10 protein-coding genes are annotated in these 12006 nt (G+C 37.3%); all 10 read left to right on the top strand.

All coding sequences use genetic code 11. The features are described 5' to 3' along the window. The 10 genes from ACLI50_RS19435 to ACLI50_RS19390 all read left to right on the top strand — a co-directional run bounded on the left by ACLI50_RS19435 (position 1) and on the right by ACLI50_RS19390 (position 12004). Entirely contained in the window at positions 1-912 is a 912-nt protein-coding gene (locus ACLI50_RS19435; protein ID WP_117753116.1) for a hypothetical protein, read from the top strand. A 41-nt stretch (positions 913-953) separates the two neighbouring features. Then, positions 954-1952 (top strand): NADH-quinone oxidoreductase subunit G, encoded by a 999-nt coding sequence (locus ACLI50_RS19430; RefSeq protein WP_062675587.1) that lies wholly within the window; start codon positions 954-956, stop codon positions 1950-1952. Between the two features lie 89 nt (positions 1953-2041). Then, the gene (gene nuoH / locus ACLI50_RS19425; RefSeq protein WP_202843681.1) at positions 2042-3106 is read left to right on the top strand and encodes an NADH-quinone oxidoreductase subunit NuoH; all 1065 of its coding nucleotides are present in this window, start codon (positions 2042-2044) and stop codon (positions 3104-3106) included. 124 nt (positions 3107-3230) lie between these two features. Beyond that, the gene (locus tag ACLI50_RS19420; protein ID WP_002983553.1) at positions 3231-3788 is read left to right on the top strand and encodes a NuoI/complex I 23 kDa subunit family protein; all 558 of its coding nucleotides are present in this window, start codon (positions 3231-3233) and stop codon (positions 3786-3788) included. After that, positions 3788-4285, top strand: a complete 498-nt coding sequence (locus tag ACLI50_RS19415) for an NADH-quinone oxidoreductase subunit J family protein (RefSeq protein ID WP_202843683.1) — start codon at positions 3788-3790, stop codon at positions 4283-4285. The genes ACLI50_RS19420 and ACLI50_RS19415 overlap by 1 nt, the downstream gene beginning before the upstream one ends. Before the next feature lie 4 nt (positions 4286-4289). Further along, positions 4290-4619 (top strand): NADH-quinone oxidoreductase subunit NuoK, encoded by a 330-nt coding sequence (gene nuoK, locus ACLI50_RS19410; protein ID WP_002983557.1) that lies wholly within the window; start codon positions 4290-4292, stop codon positions 4617-4619. Between the two features lie 2 nt (positions 4620-4621). Beyond that, positions 4622-6535 carry an NADH-quinone oxidoreductase subunit L gene (gene nuoL, locus ACLI50_RS19405; protein WP_062675589.1) on the top strand — a complete coding sequence of 638 codons (1914 nt, stop codon included), beginning with the start codon at positions 4622-4624 and terminating at the stop codon, positions 6533-6535. Between the two features lie 2 nt (positions 6536-6537). Then, the gene (locus ACLI50_RS19400) at positions 6538-8031 is read left to right on the top strand and encodes a complex I subunit 4 family protein (protein ID WP_110009636.1); all 1494 of its coding nucleotides are present in this window, start codon (positions 6538-6540) and stop codon (positions 8029-8031) included. Between the two features lie 16 nt (positions 8032-8047). After that, positions 8048-9427: an NADH-quinone oxidoreductase subunit N gene (locus ACLI50_RS19395; RefSeq protein WP_411414448.1), complete on the top strand. Its 1380-nt coding sequence runs from the start codon at positions 8048-8050 to the stop codon at positions 9425-9427. 264 nt (positions 9428-9691) lie between these two features. Beyond that, the gene (locus ACLI50_RS19390) at positions 9692-12004 is read left to right on the top strand and encodes a GAF domain-containing protein (protein WP_411414447.1); all 2313 of its coding nucleotides are present in this window, start codon (positions 9692-9694) and stop codon (positions 12002-12004) included. Positions 12005-12006 lie beyond the last annotated feature (2 nt).

Genomic DNA, 12006 nt, shown 5'->3' with positions numbered 1-12006 from the left:
ATGAAAAAATTATTGGTGGTCGGCTTAATGATGTCGAATTTTGTATTTGCACAGAATAAAAAAACTGATACTGCAAATTATAACAGATCCGTTGAAGAGGATTTATCATATTTAGTAAGTGAGAAAGAGCAGATTAAAGCTGAGAGAAAAGAAAAGCCTTTACCATTAAGCAAAAAAGGTCAGGTTTTCGTATTTTACGGTTGGAACAGAGCCGCTTACAGCAATTCTGACATCCACTTTACCGGAAATGGATACGATTTTCAGCTGAATAATGTAAAGGCACAGGACAGACCTACAAAATTTGGAATTGTCTATTTTGATCCGAGCTGGTTTACTGTAACACAGTATAATTTCAGAATAGGATATTTTATTAAAGACAATTTAGCATTGGTACTTGGGATAGACCACATGAAATATGTAATGGATCAGAACCAGACTGTAGGTTTCAAAGGTCATATTTCAGATCCTGAGTATGCAGCAATGGTTCAGAACGGGCAGGTTAATCTTGCAGATGAGAAGTTCCTTACTTTCGAACATACAGACGGGCTTAATTATGAAAACTTAGGTCTAGAGAAATACAAAAATCTTGTTCATAAGAAAAATATAGATTTAGTATGGTCTTATGGAGCCGGAATCGGATTTATGTTTCCGAAAAGTAATGTAAAACTTTTTGGTAACGAAAGAAGTGACCGTTTCCACGTTGCAGGTATGGGAACCGATATCAGATCCAGTCTTAACCTTGTATTCTGGAAAAACTGGATGCTGAGATTAGAAGGAAAAGCCGGTTATATCAATATGTGGGATATTAAAACTACATTAAATAACAAACCGGACAAAGCACGTCAGGATTTTGTTTTCGGACAGGTTCTTGGAGGAATTGGATATACATTTAATACAAAGAAATATAAATAACAAAGCCTATTGCTTAACGCATAAAGCTTAAAGCATATCATATGAGCGAAGAAGTTAAAAAATTCAAAATAACTATAGACGGACAGACTACCGAAGTTTTGCCTGGTACTTCTATTCTGGAAGCTGCAAGACAAATTGGTGGTAAATCTGTGCCTCCTGCAATGTGCTACTACAGCAAGTTGGAAACCAGTGGAGGGAGATGTAGAACTTGTCTGGTAGAAGTTTCTAAAGGATCTGAAGCAGATCCTCGTCCTATGCCAAAATTAGTAGCAAGCTGCAGAACTAATGTAATGGACGGTATGGAAGTAAAAAATCTTACTTCTGAGAAAGCTCAGGAAGGAAGAAAAGCCGTTACCGAATTCCTATTGGTAAACCACCCGCTGGACTGCCCTATCTGTGACCAGGCAGGAGAATGTCATCTTCAGGACTTAGGATATGAGCATGGTGTTGAAAATACAAGAACAGAATTCGAAAGAAATACTTACGAAGCTGATGATCTTGGACCGAACATCAAATTAAATATGAACCGTTGTATTCTTTGCGCAAGATGTGTACTGACAGCCAACCAGCTTACAGAAACAAGAGAACACGGTATCCTTTTCAGAGGAGATCACGCTGAAATTTCAACGTATTTAAATAAAGCTTTAGACAATGACTTCATCGGAAACGTTATCGATGTTTGTCCTGTAGGAGCATTAACAGACAGAACAGCCCGTTTTGCCAGCAGAGTTTGGTTTACAAAACCAATGAACGCTTCTTGTAAATGTGATAAGTGTTCAGGAAAAGCTGTAGTATGGATGAAAGGTGACGAAATTGTAAGAGTTACTGCCAGAAAAGACCAGTGGGGAGAAGTGGAAGAATTCATCTGCGATACATGCCGTTTCGAAAGAAAATCTTTATCAGACTGGAATATCGAAGGTCCTAGACATATCGACAGACATTCTGTAATTTCATTGAACCACTACGAAAAGCCAAAAGACGAACTAAGAGTTTTAGACAATCCGATGGCTAAAGAAATCAGTGAAAAAGACGAAAAATAATTAATAAGACATCAGATTTCAGATACCAGACTTCAGACAGCAAATTAAATCTGACATCTAGCATCTGACATCTTAATATCTAAATAAAAATGGATTTACTTACATTTAAACTTATACTTGTACTAGCACTTTTTCTGCTGTCACTTACGATTGCAGCCTACTCTACCTGGGCAGAAAGAAAAGTTGCCTCTATTATGCAGGATAGAATTGGTCCCAACAGAGCCGGACCTTTCGGATTGCTGCAGCCTCTTGCTGACGGTGGAAAGTTTTTCTTCAAAGAAGACTTTACACCTGCCAATGCAGAAAAATTCCTTTTCGTATTAGGACCAGCGCTGGTAATGTTTATTTCATTGATTACAGGAGCTGTTATTCCTTGGGGTAAAAGTTTAAATATTGCAGGTACTTCTTTTGATCTTCAGGTAGCAAACATCGATGTTGGTGTACTTTTCATCATCGGTATGGCTTCCATCGGGGTTTACGGAATTATGATCGGAGGTTGGGCTTCGAACAACAAATATTCATTACTAGGTGCTATCCGTGCTTCTTCTCAGATGATTTCTTATGAATTGGCGATGGGATTAGCACTTCTTTCTATCATTATGATGTCTGGAAGTTTGGATTTAAAAGAAATCACTGAAAGTCAGACTACAGGAAAATTATGGGGAGTTATTCCATGGGTTTCAGGATTGAACTGGAACATTTTCTACCAGCCGATTGCATTCCTTGTTTTCTTTGTAGCTGCTTTGGCAGAAACCAACAGACACCCGTTCGATTTACCTGAGTGTGAATCTGAATTGGTAACAGGATACTCTACAGAGTACTCTTCCATGAAGTTAGGTTTATATATGTTCGGAGAATATGTGAACATGTTTATTTCCAATGCGTTCATGGTAGTTCTTTTCTTCGGAGGATATAACTATCCTGGTATTGAATGGGTAACTCAGAACTGGGGTGAAAATGCTGCAGGAATCTTAAGTATCGTAGCATTCCTTACGAAAACAGTAATCGGAATTCTGATCTTCATGTGGATCAGATGGACACTTCCAAGATTCAGATATGACCAGCTAATGCACTTAGGATGGAAAACACTAATCCCTATGGCATTGGTAAACCTATTAATTACAGGAGCTGTAATTTTAGCGTTTGGAAATTAAATTATCTAAACCTAACAGGTTTTTGAAACCTGTTAGGTTTGTGTGAATATTGAATATTAAAAATTAAGATAACAGACAAGATTAGTCTAAAATCTGGTGTCTAACATCTAATATCTATAATTAAATGAAACTTACAAACAGATCAAAAGTTGTTTCCAATAAAGAAATGACCCTTGCTGAAAAAATCTACCTTCCTGCGATCTTTACAGGAATGGGGATTACATTTAAGCATGCTGTAAGAACCGTGATAAAGGGTGCTCCCGCAGTATATTCGTATCCGGAAGTACAGAAGCCAAGAACCACCATCTGGAGAGGCCAGCACGTTTTGAAAAGAGACGAAGAAGGCAGAGAAAGATGTACAGCTTGCGGACTTTGTGCGGTAGCTTGTCCTGCAGAAGCCATTACAATGACTGCTGCTGAAAGAACTAAAGAGGAAAAACATCTTTACAGAGAAGAGAAATACGCTTCAGTATATGAAATCAATATGCTAAGATGTATTTTCTGCGGTATGTGTGAAGAAGCTTGTCCTAAATCTGCCATCTATCTTACCGACAGGTTGGTAGACGTAGAAACCAACAGAGGTTCTTTCATTTACGGAAAAGATAAATTAGTTGAAAAAATAAATGAAAGGATTGATATCACCACAAGACAATCCGAGAAACAAAAAAATGCGGTAAAATAATGGATCAGTTTTTATTTTTCTTGGTGGCGTTTTTAGCTGTGGCAAGTGCAGTTTATTTTGTATTTGCAAGAAATCCTCTATATGCTATTTTGTCATTAATTGTTACGATGTTTTCAATTGCCGGAATGTACATTCTTCTCAATGCACAGTTCCTGGCAATCATCCAGATTATTGTTTACGCAGGTGCCATCATGGTACTTTTCCTTTACATCTTAATGATGCTTAACCTTAATAAACAAGACGAAAGTAAGAAGAACAATACTTTAAAATTTGTTGGAGTTTTTACTGCATGTCTTTTATTAATTGGAGTTTTAGGGGTATTCAGAGGAATTCAGGACCACCACATTGTTGTTGAAAATGTAGACAGAGGGGTAGGTCTTACGAAAAATCTGGGTAGACTTTTGTTTAATGAATATGTTTTACCGTTTGAGCTTGCTTCCATCCTAATTCTGGCAGGTATTGTAGGCGCGGTATTAATCGGTAAAAAAGATTTATAAAATTATGGGAGAAGTAAATACATTTATACAAAGCATCCCTTTGGACTACTTCATCATTCTTTCATCAGTATTATTCTGTTTGGGAGTAATGGGAGTATTGCTTAGAAAAAATGCTATTGTGATTCTGGGCTGTGTAGAGCTTATGCTGAATTCTGTAAACCTTTTATTGGCAGCTTTTTCAGCGTATAAAGGCAACGGCGACGGACAACTTTTAGTTTTCTTCATTATGGTGGTAGCAGCGGCTGAAGTAGCAGTAGGTCTGGCAATTATTGCTATGCTATATAGAAACACCCGTTCTGTAGATGTGAGTATATTTAATAAATTAAGAGGATAAGAATGGAGAATCTAGTATATGCAATAGTACTTTTACCACTTTTAGGGTTTCTTATTAACGGGCTGTTCGGGAAAAATCTTCCAAAAATATTGGTAGGATCTCTGGCTACTGCTGTAGTTTTCGGATCTTTCTGTATTGCAGTAAGCCTTTTCATGAATTTCAATTCTGAAAGCCAGCCTGTCATTGTAAAAGCTTTTGAATGGTTTAGAGTCAACGGAGTTCAGATTAATTTTGGATTCCAGATTGATCAGCTTTCTTTAATGATGGTAATGATCATTACGGGTATCGGTTCACTGATCCACTTATACTCTATCGGATATATGAGTCATGATAAAGGATTCTACAAGTTTTTTACTTACCTGAATCTTTTCATCTTCTCGATGTTACTTTTAGTAATGGGAAGCAACTACCTTATCCTGTTCATTGGATGGGAAGGTGTAGGTCTTTGTTCTTACCTGTTGATCGGATTCTGGTATACCAACGAAGAATATGGTAAAGCAGCAAGAAAAGCTTTCATCATGAACAGAATTGGTGACCTTGCGTTATTGATCGGTATCTTCATGATCGCTTCTCAAACCAATGCTGTAGATTATCTTTCTGTAGCAGAAAACGCTTCAAAATTTGAATTAGACGGAACAGTGATTATCTTTATCACAGCGAGTTTATTCATCGGTGCTACCGGTAAATCTGCTCAGGTTCCATTATATACATGGTTACCGGATGCGATGGCGGGACCAACTCCTGTATCAGCGTTGATCCACGCGGCAACGATGGTAACAGCAGGTATCTATTTGGTAGTAAGATCCAATTTCTTATTTACTTTAGCACCAACTGTACAGGGAGGAATTTTATTCATCGGCTTCTTAACCGCTGCTTTGGCAGGGTTCTATGCACTTCGTCAAAACGATATCAAAAAAGTGTTGGCTTATTCTACTGTTTCACAGCTTGGATTTATGTTCATCGCTTTAGGTCTTGGTGCCTATACAACAGCAATGTTCCACGTAATGACACACGCATTCTTTAAAGCGTTATTATTCTTAGGTGCAGGTTCTGTAATCCATGCTATGAGCAACGAACAGGATATGCGTTTCATGGGAGGCCTTAAAAAATATATTCCTCTTACCCACGCTACATTCCTTATCGGAACATTAGCCATCTCAGGTTTCCCTTTATTATCGGGTATGATCTCTAAAGACGAAATTTTAGTAGCAGCTTTCGCTAAAAACCCGATTTACTGGGTAATCTTATTTGTTTTAGCGGCAATGACTGCAACGTATATGTTCAGACTATACTACCTGACATTCCATGGAGAATTCAGAGGTACTGAAGAACAGAAACACCACTTACATGAAAGTCCGTCAAATATGACATTACCATTGATCGTATTGGCAATTCTTTCTGTAATCGGAGGTTTTATCAACCTGCCACACTTCATCGGTCACGGGCATTATGCCAAACTGATGGAATGGTTAAAGCCGGTTCTTACGGAACAAAGCTACAGCCAGATGGAAGCTACTCTTTCAGGAGTACCTTTCAATACTGAAATGATCTTATTAGCAGCTACAGTCTTGATGTTTTTCACTGTATGGTTCATCGTTAGAAATACTTATGTAAGTAAGAAAAAGATGGCTGTTGCAGAGGAAAACTATACCGGATGGGAAAAGCTTTCTGCTAAGAAATTATACGTTGACGAACTTTACAACGCATTGATTGTAAAAACTGTTGAAGGATTAGGACGCGGAGGAAAAATGTTTGATAAGGGTATCTTAGACCGTTTTGTAAACTTTGTAGGTGATGGTGCTGAAGACAGCGGAAAAGCTATGAAGCGTGTACAGAACGGAAATGTAGAGACATATATCCTTATCATGTCTTTAGCGGTGGGAATTATATTAATTGTTAACTTTTTATTACAATAATAATGTCTTGTTTGTTATTAACATTATTACTATTACCTCTAGTAGGTTCGGGATTAGTTTTTGCCTGGAAGAATAATTCCAGCAAATATTTGGCGCTTGGAATTGCATTGGTACAAATGCTCCTTACGTTCTACGTACTTTCGGATTTTGATTTTACTCCGACAGTAGACAGCGTATTGCAGCATGAAATCAATTATCCATGGTCACAATTTATGAAGAGCTCTCTTCACTTCGGTATCGATGGAATGAGCATGCTTCTTTTATTACTGACCAATATTCTGGCTCCAATCATTATTTTATCATCTTTCAACGAAAATCTAAACTATAGAAATACATTCTACGGACTGATTCTGTTGATGCAGTTTGGTCTTGTAGGAGTATTCACTTCTTTAGACGGATTGTTATTCTACATTTTCTGGGAAGTAACTTTGATTCCAATTTGGTTCATTGCCGGACTTTGGGGACAAGAGAATAAAAGGTTTGAGTTCACTACGAAATTCTTCGTATATACATTCGTGGGATCATTATTTATGTTAGCCGGATTGATCTATGTGTACAACCACTCTGCATCATTCGCTTTAACTGATCTATACAATGCACAGCTTAACGAAGTACAGCAGACTGTGGTATTCTGGTTTATTTTCTTTGCTTTTGCAGTGAAATTACCGGTATTCCCTTTCCATACATGGCAGCCTGACACGTATACCTACTCTCCTACTCAGGGATCTATGTTATTATCAGGGATCATGCTGAAGATGGCAGTATATGGTGTAATGCGTTATTTACTTCCAATCACTCCGCTTCCGATTGCCGGAATTTCCGGACAGATCGTAATTATTCTTGCTATTGTAGGAATTGTTCACGGAGCTTTGATCGCTATTATCCAGACGGATATGAAGAGAATCATTGCATACTCTTCCTTCTCTCACGTAGGATTGATGGTAGCAGGGATCTTCGCTTCAGCAGTAGTTACTTTAAGAGGAACTTTCAATGTAGAAGGTGCTGAAGGAGCTTTGGTACAGACATTTGCTCACGGTATCAACGTGGTAGGATTATTCTACTGTTGTGATATTTTATATAAGAGATTTAAATCAAGAGACATCAGACAAATGGGTGGTCTAGCTAAAGTAGCACCTAAGTTTGCGGTGTTGTTCCTGATCATTATATTAGGTTCAATGGGAGTTCCATTAACCAATGGATTCATCGGGGAATTTATTTTGTTGAAATCGGTTTATGATTTTAACGGAACAGCAGCAGTAATTGCTGGTCTTACGGTAATTCTTTGTGCGGTGTATTTATTGAGATTCTACGGAAAAGCAATGTTTGGAGAAGGAGATGAAGCCGTTTTAAGTACAGCAAAAGATTTATCAGGTGTGGAATTTTCTGTATTGGCAAGTTTAGCGGTTTTTGTGATTTTACTAGGTATTTTCCCACAGCCGGTAATCGACATGGTGAGTAGTTCGGTGAAGTTTATCTACCAATCAATGGTAAGTTAATTTGATATTTTAAGAAATGAGTGTTTTAATTATTGTTTTCCTAACGGCAGTTATTGCGTTATTTTCAGGAGTTTTTGAACAAGGAAAATTCGCAAGATACATTGGGATTTTGGGATTAATCATCGCATTGTACGTAAGTTTTATGCCGGAATGTTCGTTTTTCGACCATTACAAGCATATGTATGAGTACAGTGACAATACCGCATTATTCACTAAAATATCAATCGTAACAACATTATTGTTATTCTTCTTGGGCGGTTTTGCTTTCAGCAACCACAGAAGCCACCAGTCAGAATTATATGCATTGATGCTATTCGCATTATGTGGAGGGATCATCCTTTTCGGATACCAGAATCTGGTGACGATGTTCTTAGGAGTTGAGATCCTTTCTATTCCATTATATGTAATGGCTGGAGCTAACAAAACGGATTTAAGATCCAACGAAGCTTCTATTAAATATTTCCTTATGGGTGCATTCGCAACAGGTTTCTTACTGTTTGGGATTGCGTTCATCTATGGAAGTGCAGGAAGTTTTGATCTGTACAAAATCCACGACTTTGGAGTAGCAAATGCTGGAAATGTAATGTTTATCTTAGGAGTATTACTAATTCTTTGCGCATTGGCATTCAAGGTAGCTTTAGCACCTTTCCATATGTGGAGCCCTGATGTATATGCAGGTTCTCCTTCATTAATCACAGCTTTCATGGCGAGTGTAGTAAAGATCTCAGGATTCTTTGCCCTGTTCAGATTGATGACGCTTGGTTTCGCTGGGGTTACTCACGAATGGATTAATGTTTTAGGGGTATTCTTAATCATTACATTACTTTTGGCAAACGTTATGGGTCTTGCTCAGACGAATGCAAAAAGAATGCTGGCATACTCTTCAGTATCTCACGCAGGATATATCGGATTGGTATTCTTCGGAATGACAAGTCTTTCTACTTATAACCTTGCCTTCTATCTGTTTGCTTACTCTTTATCTACAGTAGGAGTTTTCATGTGTCTGATCTGGGTAGAGAAATTAAAAAGAGAAACGTCTTTCGGAGCTTTCAAAGGATTGGCAAAAACAGAACCTTTATTGGCAACAGCAGCAACGATCTCAATGCTTTCAATGGCAGGAGTTCCGTTAACAGCTGGTTTCATGGGGAAATTTGCTTTATTCTCCCAAGCGATGAACGGTGCTGCATTCTTAGTACTGGTAGCTGTGTTAGGTTCTGCCCTATCCATTGCTTACTATCTAAGACTGATCATTGCAATGTTCTTCTTTAAAGAATCAACATTCAAATCGTCAGAAAAAGTAACTCTTACATACAATATCATTGCAGTAATTGTTATTGCCCTGATCATCATCCTTGGAGTTTTCCCGGATCTATTTGCAAGAATGTTCGGATTGTAAAATCAGAACTCTACAATATAAAAAGCACAACTTCTCAGTTGTGCTTTTTTATTATCTTATTTAAATAATTAATATCTTACCCAAAAAAGTTACAATTTTTGTTTATCAGTAAATCTATATTCTGTCTATATAAAAAACAGTAAAGAATTATAAAATACCTTGCAGAGTTTCCCAAAGCACCTGCAAATTATATACAATAAAATAAAAATTCCACACGATCAATATTCTGCTTTTTTCATAACTTTACTTTAAATTTTTCAGCTCTTGGCTAATCTCTATAAAAAAGACTCTCCCTTTCAGGTTTATATATCATTCAAAAAATATTTGGATGTTCTGGAACATATCCGGTATAATGACAGACTGGAATACAGGGTCAATTATGCAGAGTCATTACTAGAGAGCACCAGAAATTTTAAAGACCTTAGAGAAGGCTTTCAGGATACAGCCCTTCTTGAAAAATACGAAGACCTCATCAGGCTGCTTCTTGCAGACCTTTTCCCGACAGGCCTCACCAGAAACGAAATAAAAGCAGCAAGTATTCCGCTCTCCAACATTACCTTTAACTATACCGAAAGATTTAAAGATATTCTGAAAGATGCAGGAAAAGATTTCGAAATAGAACTCAGGAATATTTCAGATAATGAATTCTATGTATTTTGCTGTTGTCTGATTCTTCAGAGCTATTTCAAAAAAGATATTAAAAGTACACTTCCGTTTTATTATGACATCCCGAATAAGCAGGGAATCATGAAGCATTATAAAATTACGGTCAATTCAGATTTTACGGAAATTACTCCTACAGAAGATGCCAAAATTCCATCTGATGATATTCTGGATATGCTTTTGGAAAATCTTGATGATTTTAAACTCTGGAAAAAGTATTTCCCTTCACAATCGTGGATACTGAAAGGATTTACCATTATTTCACTGGTAGACTGTACCTCTGAAGTGGCCCTTTCCGATCTGAAATCCAGCATGATTGAAATTGATCCGGAAAATATGAATCCCAATGAAAATCTGACTGAAATTTTCAAATCTTATTTTGATGTTCCAGAATTGAGCTTCGGACTGATGACGTTCAACAAAAAGGAACAGAAACTGGATAAACTTCCGATTTACGAAAGTCTTCTCACAAATCACATTCTTGATTTCTGGATCAATGCATTTGATGAAGAAACCCGCAAGAGTACCTTCAATAATTTAAATCATAATTCAAAGCCTGTCGTTGTTTCCAATGTAAACAACCTGGAAGAGAATGTCAAGCTGCTTCCTTCCTTCAGTATTTTAAAAGACAATAATGTCAACAGTTTCATGGTAATTCCTATCATGAAAGATGGAGAACTCCTTGCGATCATGGAATTCACCTCTCCGATTGCCGGAAGTTTCAATGGCTTAAAACTTAAAAAACTGGAGTTTTTCACTGATATGGTTCTCTTCTCTCTGAACAGGTTTTACTTTGAGAAAAACTATCAGATAGAAGCCATTATTCAGCGTGAGTATACAACCATCCACGACAGTGTGGTCTGGAAGTTCAGAAATGAAGCTGAGAAATATTTTACGGCATCGCTCGGAAAAAAAATATATACTTTAAAACAGATTGCATTCAAAAATCTTACCCCGTTGTTTGGGGTTTCGGATATCCGTTCTTCTTCTGAAAAGCGTTTTAATCTGATGCTGCAGGATCTCAACCAGCAGATTGAATGGCTGAACGAAATTCTGACACTCACCAACTCGGATTCCGAAAAATTTATACTGGCACTGGATGTTTTTGAAAATGAGATCAACAATGAGATCAAAGCGGATACGGAACAACGTTTTCAGAGATTATTAAGGGAAGAAATTCATCCTTTTTTACAGGGAAAACTGGAAGTAAGAACCTCCAGAGAAATAAAAACAAAAATCAAAGACTACTTTTCACATATCTTTACTTCTACGGATCTGTTTTATCACCACAGAAAAAAACTTGATGATTCTATTACGCTTGTTAACCGGAAACTGGCAGATATGCTGGATGAAAGCCAGGTAAAAGCGCAGGAAATTTTTCCGCATTATTATGAAAGGTTTAAATCTGACGGTGTGGAACACAATCTGTATATTGGTTCTACCATCGCTCCTGAGCTGCACTATACTTCAAAAGTAGTCCACAAACTGAGATACTGGCAATTGAAAACCATCTGTAAAATGGAACTTGAATTTCAGTCGTTCAAAAAGTATCTTCCGGTACCACTTGATATTGCTTCACTGATTTTCGTCTATAATGAAAAAATAGACATCCGTTTCAGAATGGATGAAAAACGTTTTGATGTAGACGGAGCCTACAATTCCTATTACGAGATTATTAAAAAACGTCTGGATAAAGCCCATGTGAAAGATTCTTCCGAGCGTATCACCGCTCCCGGAAAAATCACCATTGTCTATTTCGGAATGGAAAATCAGAAGGAATATTTAGATTATATTTCGAAACTCCAGAAAAAAGAGGTTTTGCAGCATGACGTAGAATTTTTAAGAGTAGAGGATCTTCAGGGAATCACTGGATTGCTGGCGTTAAGGGTTTCTTTTACACTTCCGCAGGAATAAAA

Origin of the sequence: Chryseobacterium cupriresistens, from assembly GCF_046614675.1 — a bacterium.
Taxonomy (GTDB): domain Bacteria; phylum Bacteroidota; class Bacteroidia; order Flavobacteriales; family Weeksellaceae; genus Chryseobacterium; species Chryseobacterium cupriresistens.
The sequence above is the reverse complement of the archived record's forward strand: the minus strand, read 5'-3'. Positions and strand labels throughout refer to the sequence as shown.

What these genes read in the sequence shown, in the direction of transcription:
- ACLI50_RS19435 (WP_117753116.1), top strand. Translation starts at nt 1, where the DNA reads ATGAAAAAATTATTGGTGGTCGGCTTAATGATGTCGAATTTTGTATTT.
- ACLI50_RS19430 (WP_062675587.1), top strand. Translation starts at nt 954, where the DNA reads ATGAGCGAAGAAGTTAAAAAATTCAAAATAACTATAGACGGACAGACT.
- nuoH (WP_202843681.1), top strand. Translation starts at nt 2,042, where the DNA reads ATGGATTTACTTACATTTAAACTTATACTTGTACTAGCACTTTTTCTG.
- ACLI50_RS19420 (WP_002983553.1), top strand. Translation starts at nt 3,231, where the DNA reads ATGAAACTTACAAACAGATCAAAAGTTGTTTCCAATAAAGAAATGACC.
- ACLI50_RS19415 (WP_202843683.1), top strand. Translation starts at nt 3,788, where the DNA reads ATGGATCAGTTTTTATTTTTCTTGGTGGCGTTTTTAGCTGTGGCAAGT.
- nuoK (WP_002983557.1), top strand. Translation starts at nt 4,290, where the DNA reads ATGGGAGAAGTAAATACATTTATACAAAGCATCCCTTTGGACTACTTC.
- nuoL (WP_062675589.1), top strand. Translation starts at nt 4,622, where the DNA reads ATGGAGAATCTAGTATATGCAATAGTACTTTTACCACTTTTAGGGTTT.
- ACLI50_RS19400 (WP_110009636.1), top strand. Translation starts at nt 6,538, where the DNA reads ATGTCTTGTTTGTTATTAACATTATTACTATTACCTCTAGTAGGTTCG.
- ACLI50_RS19395 (WP_411414448.1), top strand. Translation starts at nt 8,048, where the DNA reads ATGAGTGTTTTAATTATTGTTTTCCTAACGGCAGTTATTGCGTTATTT.